The sequence below is a fragment of the Chryseobacterium sp. II3a genome, assembly GCF_057815135.1.
This window is the reverse complement of the sequence record NZ_JBYPZJ010000010.1, coordinates 1-19,839: the sequence shown is the minus strand read 5'-3', so window position 1 is coordinate 19,839 and position 19,839 is coordinate 1. Positions and strand designations below refer to the sequence as shown.

20 protein-coding genes are annotated in these 19,839 nt (G+C 35.8%); 13 read left to right on the top strand and 7 right to left on the bottom strand.

From position 1 onward, the window contains the following. The first annotated feature begins 30 nt into the window (after positions 1-30). Together coaD and AC3HD6_RS19505 are read left to right on the top strand one after the other, a co-directional pair. Entirely contained in the window at positions 31-495 is a 465-nt protein-coding gene (gene coaD, locus AC3HD6_RS19510; protein WP_047098871.1) for a pantetheine-phosphate adenylyltransferase, read from the top strand. A gap of 114 nt (positions 496-609) precedes the next feature. Further along, positions 610-1,242: a trimeric intracellular cation channel family protein gene (locus AC3HD6_RS19505; protein ID WP_488897854.1), complete on the top strand. Its 633-nt coding sequence runs from the start codon at positions 610-612 to the stop codon at positions 1,240-1,242. Positions 1,243-1,305: 63 nt separating this feature from the next. On the opposite strand, the gene AC3HD6_RS19500 is transcribed toward AC3HD6_RS19505, so the two are convergent. Together AC3HD6_RS19500 and AC3HD6_RS19495 are read right to left on the bottom strand one after the other, a co-directional pair. Next, positions 1,306-1,875, bottom strand: a complete 570-nt coding sequence (locus tag AC3HD6_RS19500) for a DUF2892 domain-containing protein (RefSeq protein ID WP_488897853.1) — start codon at positions 1,873-1,875, stop codon at positions 1,306-1,308. A gap of 133 nt (positions 1,876-2,008) precedes the next feature. Then, positions 2,009-2,506: a dihydrofolate reductase gene (locus AC3HD6_RS19495; protein WP_488897852.1), complete on the bottom strand. Its 498-nt coding sequence runs from the start codon at positions 2,504-2,506 to the stop codon at positions 2,009-2,011. A gap of 76 nt (positions 2,507-2,582) precedes the next feature. Here AC3HD6_RS19495 and AC3HD6_RS19490 point away from each other — a divergent pair, with 76 nt between their 5' ends. From AC3HD6_RS19490 to AC3HD6_RS19470, 5 genes are all read left to right on the top strand, one after another. Beyond that, positions 2,583-3,188, top strand: a complete 606-nt coding sequence (locus AC3HD6_RS19490; protein WP_068940039.1) for a LemA family protein — start codon at positions 2,583-2,585, stop codon at positions 3,186-3,188. A 2-nt stretch (positions 3,189-3,190) separates the two neighbouring features. Next, positions 3,191-3,619: a TPM domain-containing protein gene (locus AC3HD6_RS19485; protein ID WP_488897851.1), complete on the top strand. Its 429-nt coding sequence runs from the start codon at positions 3,191-3,193 to the stop codon at positions 3,617-3,619. Further along, positions 3,600-4,421, top strand: a complete 822-nt coding sequence (locus AC3HD6_RS19480; RefSeq protein ID WP_488897850.1) for a TPM domain-containing protein — start codon at positions 3,600-3,602, stop codon at positions 4,419-4,421. Before AC3HD6_RS19485 ends, AC3HD6_RS19480 begins: the two co-directional genes overlap by 20 nt. 197 nt (positions 4,422-4,618) lie before the next feature. Continuing rightward, positions 4,619-5,140 carry an NAD(P)H-dependent oxidoreductase gene (locus AC3HD6_RS19475; RefSeq protein WP_488897849.1) on the top strand — a complete coding sequence of 174 codons (522 nt, stop codon included), beginning with the start codon at positions 4,619-4,621 and terminating at the stop codon, positions 5,138-5,140. 3 nt (positions 5,141-5,143) lie between these two features. Further along, positions 5,144-7,030 carry a monovalent cation:proton antiporter-2 (CPA2) family protein gene (locus tag AC3HD6_RS19470; RefSeq protein WP_488897848.1) on the top strand — a complete coding sequence of 629 codons (1,887 nt, stop codon included), beginning with the start codon at positions 5,144-5,146 and terminating at the stop codon, positions 7,028-7,030. Positions 7,031-7,033: 3 nt separating this feature from the next. On the opposite strand, the gene AC3HD6_RS19465 is transcribed toward AC3HD6_RS19470, so the two are convergent. Further along, complete coding sequence (locus tag AC3HD6_RS19465; protein WP_488897847.1) at positions 7,034-7,849, bottom strand: GIN domain-containing protein; 816 nt, start codon at positions 7,847-7,849, stop codon at positions 7,034-7,036. Positions 7,850-8,102: 253 nt separating this feature from the next. On the opposite strand from AC3HD6_RS19465, the gene AC3HD6_RS19460 reads away from it, so the two are divergent. The 3 genes from AC3HD6_RS19460 (at position 8,103) to AC3HD6_RS19450 (ending at position 11,565) form a co-directional block, all read left to right on the top strand. Further along, positions 8,103-10,244 carry a M3 family metallopeptidase gene (locus AC3HD6_RS19460; RefSeq protein WP_488897846.1) on the top strand — a complete coding sequence of 714 codons (2,142 nt, stop codon included), beginning with the start codon at positions 8,103-8,105 and terminating at the stop codon, positions 10,242-10,244. 345 nt (positions 10,245-10,589) lie between these two features. Beyond that, a complete protein-coding gene (locus AC3HD6_RS19455) occupies positions 10,590-10,967 on the top strand; it encodes a YchJ family protein (RefSeq protein WP_488897845.1) in 378 nt (125 codons plus the stop codon). Positions 10,968-10,971: 4 nt separating this feature from the next. Further along, positions 10,972-11,565, top strand: coding sequence for a hypothetical protein (locus tag AC3HD6_RS19450; RefSeq protein WP_488897844.1), 594 nt, complete (start codon positions 10,972-10,974; stop codon positions 11,563-11,565). Positions 11,566-11,748: 183 nt separating this feature from the next. On the opposite strand, the gene AC3HD6_RS19445 is transcribed toward AC3HD6_RS19450, so the two are convergent. Together AC3HD6_RS19445 and AC3HD6_RS19440 are read right to left on the bottom strand one after the other, a co-directional pair. Then, positions 11,749-12,249, bottom strand: a complete 501-nt coding sequence (locus AC3HD6_RS19445) for an FKBP-type peptidyl-prolyl cis-trans isomerase (RefSeq protein ID WP_488897843.1) — start codon at positions 12,247-12,249, stop codon at positions 11,749-11,751. A 163-nt stretch (positions 12,250-12,412) separates the two neighbouring features. Further along, positions 12,413-12,664, bottom strand: coding sequence for a VF530 family protein (locus AC3HD6_RS19440; RefSeq protein ID WP_068940058.1), 252 nt, complete (start codon positions 12,662-12,664; stop codon positions 12,413-12,415). 389 nt (positions 12,665-13,053) lie between these two features. On the opposite strand from AC3HD6_RS19440, the gene AC3HD6_RS19435 reads away from it, so the two are divergent. Together AC3HD6_RS19435 and AC3HD6_RS19430 are read left to right on the top strand one after the other, a co-directional pair. Then, positions 13,054-14,259 carry a metallophosphoesterase family protein gene (locus tag AC3HD6_RS19435; RefSeq protein WP_488897842.1) on the top strand — a complete coding sequence of 402 codons (1,206 nt, stop codon included), beginning with the start codon at positions 13,054-13,056 and terminating at the stop codon, positions 14,257-14,259. Between the two features lie 3 nt (positions 14,260-14,262). After that, positions 14,263-17,298 carry an AAA family ATPase gene (locus AC3HD6_RS19430; RefSeq protein ID WP_488897841.1) on the top strand — a complete coding sequence of 1,012 codons (3,036 nt, stop codon included), beginning with the start codon at positions 14,263-14,265 and terminating at the stop codon, positions 17,296-17,298. Positions 17,299-17,374: 76 nt separating this feature from the next. On the opposite strand, the gene AC3HD6_RS19425 is transcribed toward AC3HD6_RS19430, so the two are convergent. Next, positions 17,375-18,400 (bottom strand): LLM class flavin-dependent oxidoreductase, encoded by a 1,026-nt coding sequence (locus tag AC3HD6_RS19425; RefSeq protein WP_488897840.1) that lies wholly within the window; start codon positions 18,398-18,400, stop codon positions 17,375-17,377. 154 nt (positions 18,401-18,554) lie between these two features. On the opposite strand from AC3HD6_RS19425, the gene AC3HD6_RS19420 reads away from it, so the two are divergent. Beyond that, positions 18,555-19,361, top strand: a complete 807-nt coding sequence (locus AC3HD6_RS19420; protein ID WP_488897839.1) for a hypothetical protein — start codon at positions 18,555-18,557, stop codon at positions 19,359-19,361. Positions 19,362-19,536: 175 nt separating this feature from the next. On the opposite strand, the gene AC3HD6_RS19415 is transcribed toward AC3HD6_RS19420, so the two are convergent. Then, positions 19,537-19,839, bottom strand: a 303-nt coding sequence (locus AC3HD6_RS19415) for a transposase (protein WP_488897678.1), incomplete at its 5' end; no start/stop codon positions are given.

The following is a 19,839-nucleotide window of genomic DNA, read 5'->3' as shown; positions in this document are numbered from 1 at the left end:
TTGATCACTCAAAATCATAACTCATACAACATGAAAATTGCTGTTTTCCCAGGGTCTTTCGACCCTATCACTTTAGGACATTACGATATTATAGAAAGAGCGGCTCCGCTATTTGATAAATTAATTATTGCCATCGGGCAGAATTCCCAGAAGAAATATATGTTTCCACTTGAAAAAAGAATGGAATTCATTCAAAACTCTGTAGCAGAATTCCCGAATGTAGAGGTAGATTCATTTGAAGGATTAACGGTAGATTACTGTTTTGAAAAGAATGCTCAATACATTATCAGAGGGTTGAGAAATCCTGCAGATTTTGAATTCGAAAAGGCTATTGCTCATACCAACAGAACATTAGCTCACAAAAAACTGGAAACCGTATTCTTATTAACTTCTTCCGGAAAATCATTCATCAGCAGCAGTATTGTAAGGGAAATCATTACCCACGGCGGCGAATACGAACTGATGGTTCCCGACTCCGTTAGGGTTGAAAGATAAAACAGTATTATAATTGATAAGCGATAAATGATAATTGATACAATGGCCAAGAATTTGCTTAAGCAGAAAATCACTCATCAATTATCATTTATCAACGATCATTTATAATTATATATGCACGAACAGTTCAATTTTGCCATAGAAGTATTGGGAACCATCGCGTTTTCCATGTCTGGAAGTTTTGCAGCCATGCAGAAACGGCTTGATCCTTTTGGCGTTCTTATTATTGCCTTTGTGACTTCCGTAGGTGGAGGAACTGTAAGGGATCTCCTACTGGATATTCCTGTATTCTGGATGCATGATCTTCTGATGTGTGCCCTGATTATTATTACCAGTGTTGTCTCCATGGTATTCAAATCTCTTGAAAAAAACTTTAAGGTCACCTTATTTATCTTCGATAGTTTTGGACTAGGACTGTTTACCATTATCGGAATTCAAAAAGGATTAAATGTTGGAATTCATCCTTTAATCTGCATTGGATTAGGTACTATTACAGGCTGTTTTGGAGGAATTATTCGGGATATATTACTGAACAGAATTCCGCTGATTTTCAGAAAAGAGATCTATGCAACCGCTTGTATTGTAGGCGGAGCTGCATTTTTACTCATGACAAAGTACACTACCTTATCCTATACTTTTATACAGATCTTTACCATCTTATTGATTGTAGGGATCAGAACCCTTGCTGTGAAATATCATTGGCAGATGCCTAAGTTTTATGGCTATGATCAGACTTCGGAAATGTAATCACAATTATATCACATAAAAAAAGCACCTTATTCAGGTGCTTTATGTTTATCTATAGTTTTCTTAGAAATGTTTCCCTCTATTTCTCATGTTAGGATTATGCATATGCTTCTGCATAGTTGGCATTTTCAGCTGATCCTTCATCATTTTGATCTGATCTGTCATCATTCCTGCGCTGTCTAGCCTTTTCGCTTCTTCCAATAATTTTTGCCCTTCCTGCTTTCTTCCTTTAGAAATTGCAGATGCGGCAAGGTTTAAAGTTGCCATTGCTCTGTCATGCTTCATATTCAAACCGTACTCTAACGCTTTTTTCATTAAAGGCTCCACTTTTGTCGGGTGATCCTGAGCTTGTGTTAAACCTAATAAATAATGGAAATATCCGTATTGAGTTTTATGAAGTTGTCCTTTATAGTCTGTAATTTTTGTTAACCATTCTGCAGCTTTCTCCATATTTTGTTTTCTCAATTGCCAGAATGCCAAAAGAATATACTCATTTTTAAAGTAAAGCGCAATTGGAATAGCTGCTAAAAGAAAAACAACAATCCCCCATCCAAGATTTCTTGTGAAAATCATCATATAAAGTCCCAGAAGGATAAGAAGTGCTGCTACTGCAATTTTAATGTTCTTATTCATTATTAAATTTTAGAAGTGCAAAGATAATAAATTTAAAGGTTAAAGTTCAAAAAGTCAATGGTGAATGGTCAATTGTTAATATCTTTCAGTAATTCACGATTCACTTTGCGAAGCAAAAATTGACTATTGGCATCTAAGCTTCTTTTTTGATTCTTTCAAACGTTTGGAAACAGAAATCATAACCATTTTTTTCGTCTTTTCCATGGCAGATTTCATTGGTCATTTTCCATATTTTCCCATCTATTTTTGGGAAGAATGTATCCGCTTCAAGGTCAGCTTTTACAAGAGTCACTTCCAGTTTATCTACTATTTCCATTGTTTGTTCGTAAATGTTTCCGCCTCCGATAACGAAAACTTCCTCATCAATCTTTTTAGCAAACTTGATTGCTTCTTTAAGGCTTCCCACAATAAGAATTCCTTCTTCAAACCAGTCTTTTTTTCTTGAAACAACAATATTGGTACGGTTGGGAAGTGGCTTCCCAATACTCTCGTAAGTTTTTCTCCCCATAATGATCGGATGTCCGGAAGTAAGGTCTTTAAAATGTTTTAAATCTTTAGGAAGATGCCAAAGCAACTGGTTTTCAAAACCAATCTCGTTCTTCTCTCCCATTGCCACTACTATTGTTGTCATTCAAATATAATTTTCTACAAAATTAGCACATAATTTGTATATTTGATTAGCACAAAAAATTAAAAAAAAATAAACTATGAAAAATAAAGGATGTCTGGGCGCCGGAACTATTGGCATTGCCCTCCTTATTATTGTTGCAGTTCTATTCTTCTGGGGAAAAAGCGGATATAACAGCTTTGTCAACAAAGAACAAAATGTTAATGCAAAATGGTCTAATGTAGAGACCGTATATCAGAAAAGAGCTAATCTTATTCCTAACCTGGAAAGAACGGTAAAATCGTATTCAAAATTTGAGCAGGAAACCTTAACACAAGTAGTAGAAGCACGATCTAAAGCAACTTCTATCAACATAGATCCTACTAATATGACTGAAGCCGATCTAGCAAAATTCCAGGCTGCACAAGGAGAGTTATCCGGTGCATTAAGCCGATTAATGGCTGTGGTAGAGTCTTATCCTAACTTAAAAGCAGATCAGCAGTATATCAACTTCCAAAGAGAGTATACAGCGATCGAAAACAGTATCAGAACAGAAACGGTTTATTATAATGATGCAGCTAAGGATTATAACACCTCTATCAAGACTTTCCCGAATAATATTTTGGCGAATTTCACCAACTTTAAAGAAAAACCTTATTTCAAAGCTGATGCAGGAGCTCAGAAAGCCCCTGAAGTATTCAAATAATAATGGGTAATTTCCTTACAAATCAACAGATCGCTTCCCTTGTGGAAGCGATTCAGTCAGCGGAAGATCATTCTACTGGCGAGATCAGAGTGCATATCGACTCCAATACGGAGCACGATCTTGCTAAAATAGCGTTTGAAGTTTTCAAAAAGCTTTGTATGAATAAGACCTCTGATCAGAATGCCGTCCTTTTTTATGTCAATTTTGAACAAAAATATCTAACCATCATCGGTGATGTAGGAATTCATAAAAAAGTAAACCAATCCTATTGGGATCATCTGCATGACTATGTTACAAGTGAATTTGCCAAGGGAAATTATTATCAGGCATTGAAAAGCGCTATCCTGGAAACAGGCCTCGAACTAAAAAAATACTTTCCTGTAGAAGGAGAAAATCCAAACCAACTTCCGAATGAAATTACGTTCTCTTAAAATAGTATTTTCATTTTTACTAATCTGCTTTTACAGTTTTGTATCAGCACAATATACTATTCCTGAAAAACCTGCTGTTTTATATCCTGTTTTTGATGAAGCTGGGATTTTATCCCAACAGGAAAAAGATGAACTTAATAATAAGCTCATCAAATTTGCAGATTCCACTTCCACAGAAATTGAAGTGGTAATCATTAAGTCTACCAAAGGCGAGGATGTGAACTTTCTGGCCACGATGTTTGGTGAACAATGGAAAATCGGTAAAAAAGGAGTAGATAATGGAATTGTCTTCCTGATCGCAACTGAAGATCATACAATGTCTATTCAACAAGGACGAGCCGTGGAACAGTATCTTACTGCATCCGTTGCAGGGCAGATTCTGGACTATATTGTTACACCTAACTTCAAAAAGGGACTTTGGTATGAAGGGATCAACCGTGGTACCTCAGCTATTATGGAAGCTGTTCAGGGCAAATTTAAACCTGCTCCTACTACAGCTCCTTCCGGTGATGGCAGTGCTCTCAAAATTCTTATCATTGCCTTTGTTATTTTTATCATCATTGCTATTCTTTTCGGTAATCGAGGAGGAGGTGGCGGTGGTCGTGGTAATTATGATGATGACGATGATGTCATCATTACCCGAAGAGGGCGCAGAAATTATCCTGGCGGGTTCTTCCCATTCCCAGGTGGTTTTGGAGGCGGAGGCTTCGGTGGTGGAAGTTCCGGAGGTGGCGGCGGAGGCTTTGGTGGCTTCGGCGGAGGAGGCAGCTTCGGTGGCGGTGGTGCTTCCGGAGGATGGTAATCTTATAAAAATTAAAATCATTTATAAACAAATCAGGTCTTATCGGCCTGATTTTTTATTTAAAAACCTAAAATAACAGCATTTCATTGATTTTAATTAACATTAAATTGGTATTCTCATATTAAAAAATTAATAAATCAACACAAAACCTACCTTTTATTCAATATTTTTTCACTATATTTACTGAAAACAGGATTATGAAGAAGACGCTGGTAGTATTTGCACACCCTTATCTGGAGCACTCCAACTCGAATGTAGAGCTCATCAATTTCTACGTTCGCCACCAGCATTATACCTTAAGAGATCTTTATGAAGAATATCCTGATTTTCATATTGCCGCTTTCAGGGAAAGAAAACGTTTAGCCAATTACGACCGCTTTGTTTTTCAGTTTCCATTGATCTGGTTCGGAATGCCTCCTCTATTAAGATTATGGATTGATGAAGTTTTTGATCGTGACTGGCTTCAACCTGGCAAACACAATCCCTTGGAAAACAAAGAAGTGTATATTTTGGTCACTACCGGTGGAAAAGAAAGATCTTTCAGCAAGGACGGAACCTATCAATATACTGTAGATGAACTAATTAGTGGACTGATCGTTTCATTAAAGGTTTTCAAAGCGGATATCAAGTTCATCAAAATCGTTTACGAAGCCAACAAATTATCTAAAAAAGAAATTATTCTGCATAAAAAAGAGTTTACAGAACTGCTCAATCAATAATATATGGAGTCCAGCTTAGCAATGAACACATTACTTTTTCTGGGTGTAGCCATTATCATGGTTCCACTGGCCAGAAAATTGGGATTGAGTTCAGTGATCGGTTATATTTTAGGGGGAATTATTATTGGCCCTTACGTCCTCAGCCTTACCGGAAATAATGTGAATGACATTATGCATGCCAGTGAGTTTGGGGTTATTATGCTTTTATTTATTGTGGGTCTGGAGCTGGAACCCCGGAAATTCTGGGAAATGCGTAAGAAAATCATGGGCCTTGGGCTCACCCAGATGCTTCTTACCATTTTATTATTATTTCTGGTATTCATCAGTGTGGGCTGGAGAATAGATAAGGCCATTGCAGTTGCCATGTGCTTTGCTCTGTCTTCTACCGCCATTGTATTACAGACTTTGCAGGAAAAAAATAATTTTAAAACAACGGCAGGTGAAGCTTCGTTCTCTACCCTTTTGTTTCAGGATATCTCAGTGATTCCTATTTTAGCTATACTACCGATAATTGCCAATTATAAAGCAAAACATCATGATAATGAAATTCAGATCCTGATACAAAAGCTTCCAGAATGGCTTCAAGCCAGTACTGTAATTTTAGGCGTTGCCTTATTGATCTTATTGGGCCGATATGTATTTGTACCTTTTTTACGCTATGTTTCCAAGTCCGGAATGGCTGAATTATTAACAGCTTCTTCTCTATTTCTTGTTATTGGAGTATCAGAATTGATGATCGTTATTGGGCTTTCACCCGCATTAGGGGCATTCCTTGCAGGAGTTATGCTGGCCAACAGTGAATTTCGTCATGAGCTTGAAGCGCAGATCAATCCTTTTAAAGGCTTATTATTGGCAGTATTTTTTGTGAGTGTAGGATCAACGATTAATTTTAATATCATTCAAAAGGATCCATTATTTATTTTCAGTACCGTTTTTGCGGTATTGGCAATAAAATTTTTGGTATTATATACAATTGGAAAATTCTATAAAATAGATACTCCGCAAAGTCTTTTCTATGCTTTCGCTCTTTCTCAGGTGGGAGAATTTGCTTTTGTATTGATTAATTATGCCTCGGATCTTTATCTCCTAGGCCCGGAACTGAATGCTCAGTTAATGGCAGTCACTGCAATCACCATGTGTATCACTCCTATTCTATTAATTGTTAACGATAAATTTATTACGCCAAAGTTTATTAAAGAAATTCCTGAGGAGGAAAATGATTTCAATATTCTTGACAGTGATGTAAGCCAGAAGAAGATTATTATTGTAGGTTTTGGCCATTTTGGAAGTACAGTAGGACGGCTGTTAAAAGCCAACAAAATATCCGCCACAGTATTGGACAGAGATTCTGACCGTGTGAAGTTGTTGAGAAGTTATGGTTTTAAAGTGTATTATGGTGATGCTACAAGAATTCCTATTCTAAGAGCAGCAGGCATTGAAGATGCTGAAATTCTGGTATTGTGTCTTGATGATGCAGATGACAATATGTTTATTGCAGAACTTGTACGGGAGCATTATCCTACTGTGAAAATCTTTGTAAGGGCTAAAAACAGAATTGATGCCTACGAATATCTTAATAATGGGATCAATCACATCTATCGGGAAACTCTGGGAACTGCTGTGGATATGGCTGTAGATGTCCTGCATGAAACAGGAATGAGAAAATATGCAGCAAGACGGCTGGGGCAGCGATTTATGGCGATTGATAAAGCCTCCATCAGAAAACTGGCAAAGGCATCAGAAGATAGTGATATTGCCTTGTTTACTACAAAAGAAATCCTCCAGCGTGAGGAGGAATTATTAGCATATGATAATCTGAATTTTGATAATAAAAATTGGGAAGACTCCTCACCCACCGAGGAAGAAGATGAGGAAGAATCCCAGGATTAATTTTTATTCAATATTCACACTTCCGCCGCTGCTTTCATTCTTAGTAATGTTTTTAAGATCACCTTTTCTGGCGATGTCTACACTTCCTCCGGAAGAGGCTTCTGCCTTTACAGAAGAAACAGCGCTGATATGAATACTTGCTCCACTGGATGCATCAGCATCTACATGATCTGCAATAACCCCTTTAGCTGAAATACTGCTTCCAGAAGAAGAACTGATATCCGCATTTTTTGCTTTTCCTGAGATATCAATGCTGGATCCTGATGAAGACTCTATCTCAAGATTCACAGCCCATATTTTTCCACTGAAACTACTGCTGCTATCAGCATTAATATTAAATTCATTGGCCTCCAGATTCCCAGAAACACTTCCAGCACTGGATATTTCAACATGAGTTTTTTCCTGTGTAAATTTATCTTTAATATTAATACTTGCTGCTGATTCGGCAGTCAGTTTTGTAAAGTCTTTGGTATAAATTTTAGCGGTAACTTTATTAATATTCATTACTCTAATCCCTTTCTTGTAGTGGATATGTACTTTTCCCCCTTCATTTTCTACAAGAATTTCATCAATGATATTTTGAGGTGCTGAAATCACTATTTTTTCTGTATCAGACTTTATAATTTCAGCGTCTATTGCCTGCGAAACCTGAATTTCATCAAAATCTCCATTGAATTCTCTCTGCTGAATAGGTCCTGATTCCTTATTGATTACTTTCTCAACCCAACCGTTATTTTCTTTATTTTTCTTCTCATGTCTTTCATTACATGAGGCTAATACCACTAAGGCTGAGAAAATAAAAAGAGTCTTTTTTTTCATGTTTATTTTTTTTAGAGATTATTTTTTAGATATATAATTTAATAACAACTAAAATATAAAAAATATTACATCATCTTGTATGATCTTTATGATTATAGAAAATCAACCTCTTATCAGGAGCTTTTTATAAATTCAGATTTTATTCCTCATCATAGAAAAATATTCACTTCTTTCCTTTATTAAATACATTCATGAAAATATCTGCCATAAAGCAAGTTTTTAATATCTTTATGGTTTAATAACAACTATATTTATGAAGAATATTTCATCGGTATTATTAATTTCTGCCTTGGCGTTCAATCAATCTTGTACTACAATGAAACAGACCGATACACAACAGGAACTTCCTGCTCCTGATCCATCTTTATCTTCAAACCCTTTTATGAAGAAGAGCAAGCTTCAGTACGAAGCTCCGGAGTTTGACAAAATTAAAAACGAACATTTTAAACCGGCTTTTGAATTCGGATTGAAGCAACATGCTGCTGAAATTGAAAAAATTGCCAACAATCCTGCTACTCCTACTTTTGAAAATACAATCGTTGCATTGGAAAAAAGTGGTGAAGTACTGAGAAGAGCTCAAATTGTATTTTCGAATCTGACAAGTGCGAATACCAATCCTACTCTCCAGGCTTTGGACGAAGAATATGCTCCCATTTTCGCAGCACATTCTGATAAAATGTACCTGAATGAAAATCTTTATAAAAGAATCAAATCCATCAAAGAAGACGGACTTGATCCTGAAAGCAAGAGATTAGTACAGTATTATAAACAAAACTTTGAGATAGCAGGAGCTAATCTTTCTGCTGCAGATAAGGAAACATTGAAGCAAATCAACCAGGAATTAGCATCCCTTTCTACTCAATATGCCAATAAATTATTGGAAGCAAGAAAGCAAGGTGGTGTATTCTTTTCTGATGCAAAGGAACTTGACGGACTTTCTGCAGATGAAATTGCAGCGGCAGCAGCTGATGCTAAAACAGCAGGACAACCAGGTAAATACCTTCTTGCTCTACAAAACACAACTCAGCAACCTCTTTTACAGAACCTGAAAAACAGAGCTACCAGAGAAAAGCTATTCAAAGCTTCATGGACAAGAGCTGAAAAAGGTGATGCTAATGATACGAGAGAAACTATTGAAAAACTGGCTAAAATCAGACTGAAGAAAGCTCAGATTCTTGGTAAAAAGAATTTTGCAGAATGGAAACTTCAGGATCAGATGGCGAAAACCCCTGAAGCAGCAACTAAATTAATGAATCAGGTGGCTACACCGGCTGTAGAAACAGCAAGACGTGAAGCTAAAGATATCCAGGATCTTATTGATCAGCAAAAAGGAGGTTTCAAGGTAGAGCCTTGGGACTGGAATTTCTATGCTGAGCAGGTAAGAAAGGCTAAATTTGATCTTGATGAGAGTGAAATCAAACCTTATTTTGAAATCACAACGGTTTTAGAAAAAGGAGTTTTCTTCGCTGCTGAAAAATTCTACGGATTAACGTTCAAAAAGAGAACTGATCTTCCGGTGTACCACCCGGATGTAGTGACTTATGAAGTTTTCGATCATGACGGAAAATCTATCGCGATCTATTATCTGGATTTCTATACAAGAGATTCTAAAAATGGTGGTGCATGGATGAGTAACTTCGTAGAGCAGTCTTATCTTATGGGAACAAAACCGGTCATTGTTAACTGTTACAATTATCAGAAACCGGCTCCTGGAAAGCCTTCCTTAATCAGCTTTGATGATGTTTCAACCATTTTCCATGAGTTTGGACACTCTATCCACGGAATGTTTGCAAGCCAGAAATATCCATCTCTTTCCGGAACGAATGTACCAAGAGATTTTGTGGAATTCCCTTCTCAAATCAATGAGCACTGGGCACTGGATCCAATGGTCATCAAGAACTATGCAGTTCATTATGAAACCAAACAACCGATTCCTCAAGCTTTAGTAGATAAAATTAAAAAAGCAGCTACTTTCAACCAAGGATACATGACGACGGAATTAATTTCTGCAGCAGCTTTAGATATGGATTGGCATTCTGTAACCAATGACAGCCAGTTTATCCCTGTTTTAGATTTTGAAAAACAATCTTTAACCAACCACGGATTTACTTTGGCAACAGTTCCACCAAGATACCATACACCTTATTTTGCCCACATCTGGGGTGGTGGATATTCAGCAGGATATTATGCTTACCTATGGTCTGAAACACTGGATAACGATGCATGGGAATGGATCAGCAACAACGGTGGATTAACCAGAGAAAATGGTGACCGTTTCAGAAAATATATTCTTTCTGTAGGAAATTCTGTAGATCTTAACCAGGCATTCAGAGATTTCACAGGGCATGATCCGGATATCAAACCTTTATTAAGAAACAGAGGTTTTATTAAATAATATATTGAGAAGCATTCTTTTAAGAGTGCTTCTTTTATTTTGCCACGAATGCACATTTTTTTATTGAAGCTCATATATGAAGTATTACATTCTATGTACCTATGCGATTTAAAATCTTTTACCATGCAGACATATAGAATATTTTCATTCGTGAATTTGTAGCGATTCTTCCACAGTATATAATTTTATCGCAGATGAAATCCATCCACATTAAAAGCAGCTTAAAAAATAAACAATTTGCACCTCTGCGATTCTCCAACAATAACATTACAAGAGAAGTAAAAAATCAAGGCTGTTTCTATTGTATTCCTTATTTTTGCCGCATAATTTTTTAAATAAAAAAAGATGAATTGTCCCTGTTGTTCAGGAAAATCCTACGAAGAATGCTGTAAGCCTTATCATACCGGAGAAAAACATGCTCCTACTGCTGAAGCATTAATGCGTTCCCGGTTTTCTGCTTTTGCAATCCCGAATGGTGAATATCTAATGGAAACCACCCTTCCGGGAAAACGTAAATATCACAACAAACGGGATCTTCAGGAATGGGGCGAGATCAATGAATGGACAAAACTGGAAATTGTTCAGACTCCTGCTTTAAATCACGTAGAATTTAAGGCTTATTATACAGATCAGGACGGGCATCCTCAAATCCATCACGAGTTTTCTGTTTTCCAGAAGATGCATGAGCGTTGGTATTACGTTTCAGGCGAATTTTTAGATTAATAACATGAAGAAGAATTTTATGTATACATTGCTGCTTTTACTTTGCAGCTTTAGCTTTTTTAATGCTCAGACTGCTGAAGATAAAAAAGAAGTTTCTATGGCTGTTACTGATATCTTAAAGGGATTCCAGACTAAAAATGGTGATCTCATGAATAAATATGTGAACGAAACCTATGGTGTTGGTGTCCTTTTTAAAAGTGGTGGTGACCTTGGATTTGTTTTAAATGAAGATGTAGATTTCAGTATGCCACTAGGGCATATCAAAAAGGCATGGAATATCAGAAATCAGTTTCCAATACAATTCGATCAGAGTTATGGATATGATTTTAAAAATAAGAAATGGTCAAAAGAAGGATTATCTGCTCAGTTTAATTCTAATGCAGTCAATGATTATGCTGACAAATTTTCAGAGCTATATGCTGTAAAGGATCAGTCGATTTTTAAGATCAATTCTAATCCTAAAAATGTAGTTTTTGTAACGCTTGCTGAAAACAGTAAAGAAAATGCTCCTGTTAACGGATTTAGTTTTGTTATGACGAAGATTGGAGAAAAATGGTTCCTTACGTTTATTGATGTAACGGAGCATGATGCAGAGTAACCACCCCGTCAAATTTTTAATTTGACACCCCTCCAGCGGAGGGGAATGCCAAGCACTATTTGAATATTATTCTATGTATTTATAAAAAAACCTTGCAGAGTTTTCTGCAAGGTTTTTTATTTTATCTCAGATTGAGATCTTTTATAAAAATCCAATCAAAAAAATCGGACATTATATTATTTTTTAGTGCCCCTCAGTTCCGTCAATTCCGTGAGCGTGACCGTGAGATAATTCCTCTTCTGTTGCAGGACGAGTGTTTAAAACTTCCACCTGGAAATCTAACACTTTACCAGCCATTGGGTGGTTAAGGTCTGCTACTACAGCTTCAGGAGTTACTTCTACTACAAAAGCCTGGAAGTTATTTCCTTGGTTGTCTGATAAAGGTAAAATTGCTCCAATTGGAGGAGTTCCTGATTCTTTGAACATTTCAATTGGTAATTGTGCAATAGCATCAGGCTGTCTTTCTCCGTAAGCTTCTTCAGGCTGAATTACAAAAGCAGCTTTATCACCAGCTTTCAAACCTAGGATATTCTCTTCAAATTTTGGAATCATCATTCCTACACCATACAAAAATGTAAGTGGGTTTTCTGCTGTTGTTTCTTCTACAAGAACTTTACTTCCATCTGCTTCGATAGTGTGAAGGATATACTTTACAGCTACAACGTGATTGTTTTCAATTGTCATATTTTTCTTTTTTTGTCGTAATTTTTTTTACGATTAACGATAGTACAAATATACTCTTTTTGAAATGATTCCATGAGGTTGGAAGCTGGGAGATGGAAGAAGGAAGTTATGAGGGACATAAAAATCCCTGCAGCTCACCACTTATTCTTCAAGCTTACAATCTTTATTTTTTATTTCTGGCTTCGTCTCTTTTTTTCTGTCTTAAGACATACAAGTACAAACTTTCAACTTTTGCTCTTGCCCAATCTGTTTTTCGTAAAAACTTCAATGAGGAATTGATACTCGGATTATCTGTAAAACATTTAATATTGATTTGTTTTCCCAATTCTTCAAAGCCCTGATAATACTCCACCAATTCCTCAAGAATGGCATCAAGTCTTTTCCCGTGTAAAGGATCTTTTGATTTTTCTTCCATAACGCAGTAAAATTAAAACATTTTACCAGACTTACCGACTAAAATTGTTTCCCCTCTTAATCTTTAGTATTTTTGATGAAGCAATTTTTCACCCATACAATTATTTGCTGCAAACTAATATGAGCAAAAATAACGACGCCAACAGAAAAAAAAATAAAAAGCAAATTGATCAGAAAAAACGGAAAATACAAAATGCAGAAACAGAAAGAAAAGCACGTTTAAAACAAATTTATCAAGATTTCAAAGGAAAGGAAACCGATAATAACCAATAAAATTTGAGTTACAAACAAGTTTCTATTATCTAAATATACTTCCTGATAAATTGAGGTAACCCGTATTTTTAAAAATACCACTTCATTTATCTTTATTTAAACTACGATCAACTTTTTATGAAAATTCTACACACCGCCGACTGGCATTTAGGAAAAAAACTGGATCGCTTTTCCCGACTGGAAGAGCAGGTTTCAGTGATGGAGGAAATCATTATGATTGCTGATGAAGAACAGGCAGGCCTTATTCTTGTTGCTGGTGATCTTTTTGATAATTTTAACCCTGCTGTTGAAGCCGTTGAACTTTTTTATAAAACCCTGAAGCGCTTGTCTCAAAACGGAAAACGTCCTGTTATTGCTATTTCAGGAAATCATGATTCTCCGAACCTCATCAACGCACCTGATCCGTTGGCCAGAGAATGCGGAATTATTTTAATAGGTCATCCTAAAGCAGAAATTATCCCGTTTGAAACAGAACATTTTAATATTACCCATTCAAAAGAAGGATTTATAGAAATAAAGATCAATACAATTGATTTTCCTATAAGATTATTGCACACTCCTTACGCTAATGAGATCCGTTTGAAGGAATATTTAGGAGAAAATAAAGAGGAAGAGATCAACAACGTACTTTCAAAAACATGGAAAGATCTTGCAGATCAGTTCTGTGATGAAAAAGGAATCAATCTTTTAACAGCCCACTTGTATATGAATAAAAAGGGTGCTGATATTTTGGAAGAACCTGAAGGAGAAAAACCTATAAAAATAGGAAATGCTGATCTTATTTTCTCAGACAGTATTCCTGAACAAATTCAGTATACGGCTTTAGGCCACCTTCATGGCTTTCAAAATATCGGAACGAAAGAAAAACCTGTAATCTATTCCTCTTCTCCCCTCTGCTACAGCTTTAGTGAGGCAGGACAGACAAAATATGTTTCTATAATAGATGCTGAGCCAGGGAAACCTGTTTCTTATGAAAAAAAAATATTGAAAAGCGGAAGAACTTTAGTAAGAAAAACCTTTACATCCGTTGAGGAAGCCGTTCTCTGGCTAAAAGAAAATCCATATACGTTTATTGAACTGACTTTAGAAAGTGAAACTTTTTTAACGGCTGATGAACGCAGACTACTCTATCAGGCTCATGATGGAATCGTATATCTGATCCCTAAAGTTAAAAACAATGAATCCGGTGAAGAAATGCCCCATGAAATCAATTTAAATCAGGATATAGAAACATTATTTAAGGATTACTTTAAATCAAAAAACGGCGGCCAGGAAGCCAATGAAGAACTGATGAAATTGTTTAACGAAATTTTAAATTCCTAAGTTATGATTCCTATTCAATTAACGGTTGAAGGTTTGTATTCTTACCAGGAGCGCCAGACCATAGATTTCAAAAACCTTACCGAAGCCGGATTATTCGGTATTTTTGGAGCAGTAGGTTCGGGGAAATCATCAGTTCTTGAAGCGATTTCTTTTGCATTGTATGGTGAAACGGAACGTCTGAATATGCGTGACAAAAGAGCGTACAATATGATGAACTTAAAATCAAACAGCTCCTATATTGAGTTTGATTTTATTAATTATGAAAATAAACTTTTCCGTGCAACCAGGGATTTCAGACGAAATTCTAAAAAGTTTGAGGATGTAAAACCTCACTCAGTAACATTCTATGAAAATATTGAAGGAAAGTGGATGCCTTTGGAGCATTCCAATGCGGAGGCTATCATTGGTTTGAGCTATTCCAATTTTAAAAGAACAATCATTATTCCTCAGGGGCAATTCAAAGAATTCCTTGAATTGGGTGCTGCAGATAGAACCAATATGATGAAGGAAATTTTTAGTCTACAGCGTTATGATCTGCAGAATAATGTTTCAGCTTTAAATACCAGAAACAGATCCGACCTGGATCAACTTGAAGGCCAGCTAAAAGGTTTTGAAGAGATCAGTCAGGAAAAAATTCAGCTTCAGAAAGACATTCTGGAAGAAGAACAGAAAAAACTGGCTCTGGCTAATGAAACGTTTGAAAAGATTTCCAAGACTTATCAACAACTGAAGAATCTAAAAACAGATTTCGAAAGCTTACAACAAAACCGGGGAAATTTCAGCACCCTTTCTGAGCAGAAACCCCAAATAGATGCACTGGAAACTCAATTAGAACTGTATGATCGTACTTTCAGGGTTTTTAATCCATTGATTGCTGATAAAAACAGGCTTTCTAAAGGAATTACTGAAAAAAAAAATGAGAAAGAAAATCAGATCAAGAATTTAAAGGAAACAGAAGTTGCTTTTAATACTGTGAAGGAACAGCTTACAGCTTTAGAACCTAAATTCAAGGCTTTGGAACCATCCAGAATACAGGAAAATGATTTAAGCCTTATTGTACAAATCCTGAAGTTTTATGAAGAGATCAAAACCCTTAATGAAAGAACTCAAAAGGGTTCTGAAAAGGTAGCGGAAGTAGAAATCCAACGAGATACCATCCAGAAAAAGATTACTGAGCTTTCTAAAAACATCGAAGTTTTAAAGAGTCAGAAGCTTGACACCTCATTACTTTCCAATGTAGGAAACTGGTTTATTCAGCAGAAAAACTTCAAAAAATCCCAACAGGAACAGATTGAAAAAACGGAAAAACATCAGAGACAAATTGAACTCATTGCTGAGGAACTAACACCTTTTGCAATTCAGGAAAACTTTAAAACTGATTTTAATAATAAAAAAGAAGCTCTGGAAGCAAAGAAAAAAGAACTTTCTCAAAAGCTGGATCAACTGAAGATTCAAAAAGAGCTTTCCCGTTTTGCCAATGCGCTTCATGATGGAGAAGCCTGCCCGCTTTGCGGTTCCCAGGATCATCCGCATATTGTAGAGTTCCATGATGTAAATACTGAATTACAGGATATCCAAAAGAAAATAGAAGCTACCGAACAGGAAGCTCATCAACTTCAACAGCAGGAAACCGCTATTGAAAAAATACTGGATAGAAAAAAAATCTTTGAGGAGCAGCTGACTTCTGAACAGAAAGTTCTTCAGCAGATTCAAAAAGACATGGAAAACCATCTTCAGCAATTTACATGGAAGCAATTCAGCCCGGATTATGAGGATGATTATGAGAAAAAAAGATCGGATTCTTTTGCTTTAGAAAAGAAGATTGAAGAAACAGATAAAACCATTACGCTGGAACGTGAAACCTTAGAAAAGGAAAATAAAGTTCTGGAAAAATATAAAAATGCTTTGGAAACCTTCAAACTGGAAGAAGCTACCAAGCAGAAAGAGATCAATATCAGTCGTTCCCATCTTAAAATCCTGGAATGGGAATCTTATGAGCAAAAAACGGTCACTGAAGTGGAGGAAGTTTATCAGAAATTGAAACAATCCAATACTGAAACTGAACAATTGTATCAAAAAGCCTCACAACAGGAAAAAGATCTTGCTCCTAAACTTGCAGAACAGAAAGCCATTGTCAGCCAAACTGAAAAACAAATTGCAGACATTGAAAAAGAGATTTCAGAAAATCAGCAGACTATTGATAAGGCTTTAAATGAGAATCATTTCACAGCATTTAATGAGGTTGAAGCTATTTTGAAACAGGAAATTAATATTCAGGAAACAAGAGCGAAAATCCAGCAGTTCAAAATTGATTTTGAAACTTTAAAGAAAGTAATTGAAGGTTTAGAATTGAAATTAAAAGGGCTTTCTTTTGATACTGAACAGTTCTCATTGGCCGAAAAAGAGTTTGACGATGCTCAGACTGCATTGAAACTGATCAACGATGCTGTGGTCACCATGACCGCTGAAAAAGACAGGTTAGAAAAAGAATATAAGAAAAAAGAAGAGCTTCTGAAAGAATTGACAATGCTTCAGAAACGTTCTGAAAATCTGAAACTGATGATGAACCTGTTTAAAGGTGCCGGTTTTGTACAATATGTATCCTCTATCTATCTGAGGCAGCTATGTGATCATGCCAATACCCGCTTCCACAGGATGACAAGAAATCAACTGAGCCTGCAGCTTAATGAAAATAATGACTTTGAGATCATTGATTACCTCAACGAAGGCAGAAGCAGAAGTGTGAAAACGCTTTCAGGCGGACAGGCATTCCAGGTGTCTTTAAGTCTTGCTTTAGCACTGGCAGAAAGTGTTCAGTCCAATGCTCAGGCAGATAAAAACTTCTTCTTTATTGATGAAGGCTTCGGGACCCAGGATACAGAATCTGTGAATATTGTATTTGAAACTCTTACCAATCTGATGAAGGAGAATAGAATTGTGGGCATTATTTCTCACGTAGAAGAACTTAAAGAGAAAATCCCTACGGCACTCAACATTATTAAGGATGAGGAAAGAGGAAGTCTGATTGAGATTATCTAATTTTTAAACCACAAAAGTCACAAAAGCTTTATTTTCAAAAACTTTTGTGACTTTTGTGGTTAAAGAAAACCTGTCATTACAGATTTTGTACCAATGGTTTTACTTCTTTACCAAAGAGTTCAATAGACTTCATCATGATGTCATGAGCCGGGTCACCAATATCCATGTGTCCGATAAATCTTGTAATTCCAAAAATTTCTTTCATATAAGCAATTTTATCTGCTACCTCAGCCGGACTTCCGATGAATAAAGCTCCGTCTTTACTTCTTCCGCCGTCATACTGCATTTTTGTGTAAGGAGCCCAGCCTCTTGAAGACCCTATTCTATCCATCTGAGACTTATAATTATGGAAATATCCGTCTACCACATTCTGATCATCACTTACAAAAGTATGGGAGTGAATCGCAATCTGCATTTTAGACATATCATGCCCGGCTTTCTGATATTCCTGCTTGTAGAATTCAATCAGGTTTTTAAACTGAATCGGCATTCCACCAATGATTGCTACAACTAATGGCATTCCTAATTGAGCAGCACTTAAAACTGATTGTGGAGTTCCTCCTACTGCTCTCCAAATAGATATTTTACCATCATTTTTTGCTCTTGGATATACAGTCTGATCTTTCATTGGAGCACGAAGCTTTCCTGACCAGGTTACATTTTCTTCAGAATTGATCTTCAATAACAAATCCAGCTTTTCATCAAATAATTCTTCATAATCATTCAAAGAATACCCATATAACGGAAATGATTCAATGAAACTTCCACGTCCCACAAATATTTCTGCTCTTCCGTTTGAGATCAAATCCAATGTGGAAAAGTCTTCATACACTTTTACCGGTTCTGATGAACTTAAAACAGTTACTCCACTTGCTAATTTTATATTTTTTGTAATGCTTGCTGCTGCTGCCAATACTATTTCTGGTGAAGAAACAGCATAATCTGGACGGTGATGCTCTCCCATTGCAAAGACATCTATTCCTACTTCATCCATAAATTTTACCTGCTCCAGAATTTCCTGAAGTTTGGTGCCCGCATCTCTATATTTCCCTGTTGACTGATCGAAAGCTAAATCTCCGAACATTCCTATTCCTAATTCCATATTGTTGATTTTAGTTATACAAAAGTACTGCTATAAAATGTCATATGCATTGATGTTTGATAAGATCGAAACCTGAGACAAGTTGCCTAAATAGAAGCTTCTATTTGTCATATATCTAAACTTAATTATATTTGAGGATAATAACTTTATGAAAATGAGACATTCACTGGTATTTTTCTTCTTTCTAATGACTACTTTTTACTTTTCACAAAACAAAACAGAAATTTATGTGATCGGAAATATACATGATAGTGTTCCGAATTATCATCCGACAGTACTATTTGATATCTTGAACAAAATAAAACCTGATATTATTCTTCACGAGGTTGACAGCCAAGGGATGAAAGAATATGAAAGTGATAAAGATCTCAAAGGAAACGAAATTATTGCAAGCAATCGCTATCTTAAAAAGTTTCCCAACACACTGAGACTTCCTTTTGATTTTGAAAACAGAAATCAATACAGAAAAGATAAAGGTATGGTTCCCGCAGATAACCTTTCTGTAAAATTAATTGACAGTTTGTATAAGGCTAAAAAATTATCACCCTATGAAGCTGAGGAATATGAAATTTTCTTGAATACCACTAAAGAACTCATGAAAAAGGCTGAATTGTCCCCTGAACATTTCAACAATAAAACAACGGATAAGATTTCAGAAAAAAGACAAAATGCTCAATATTCAGGTTTATTAAAAATAACAGAAAAGAGGAAAGAGTTTGCCGAAAGGTTGGTGACCAAACCTGATGGAGAAAAAATCAGCTACAGAAACGGGTTTAAATTAATGTCAGGTTTTTGGGATCTAAGAAATCAAACTATGGCTCAGAATATCTATACTGTTTCAGTAAAATATCCTCACAAAAAAATAGTTGTTTTAACCGGATTCCTGCACCGCTATTATCTGTTGAAAGAATTGAATAAACTGAACAAAGGAAACTATAGTATTAAAGAATTTTACGACTAGTATAAAGGATGTTCAATGCAGTAGAAATAGTCTCCCAAAAAATCTAAAATTTTCAGTAAGAGTTACCCTTATCTTTTTTGCCACGAATACACGGATTTCTTATAATATTGATAGTATATTAGAGATGATATTCTATGTGCTTATTTGGTTCAAAATTTTAAAACCATATAGATTTCTATGTTAATAAGCAAGTATTATAAGTTTTTTTTATTGATAAAAATTCTTCTTTTGGAAAAAATGGCTGTTTTCGTTTGATTACGGCCATTATTCGATGTACTAATTTGTTTCTTATAGCATTAAGAACACTCATTTTATTTTTACCCTCTTCTACTTTTCTCAGAAAATAGGTTTTTAATTCCTTGTCTGCTCGTATACTTGCCATGGCAGATAAATGAAGCAGCTTTTTGAGTTTTTGATTCGCCATTTTCGATACACGTTCTTTTTTTACGATGGTTCCTGATTGATTTTTGAACGGAAC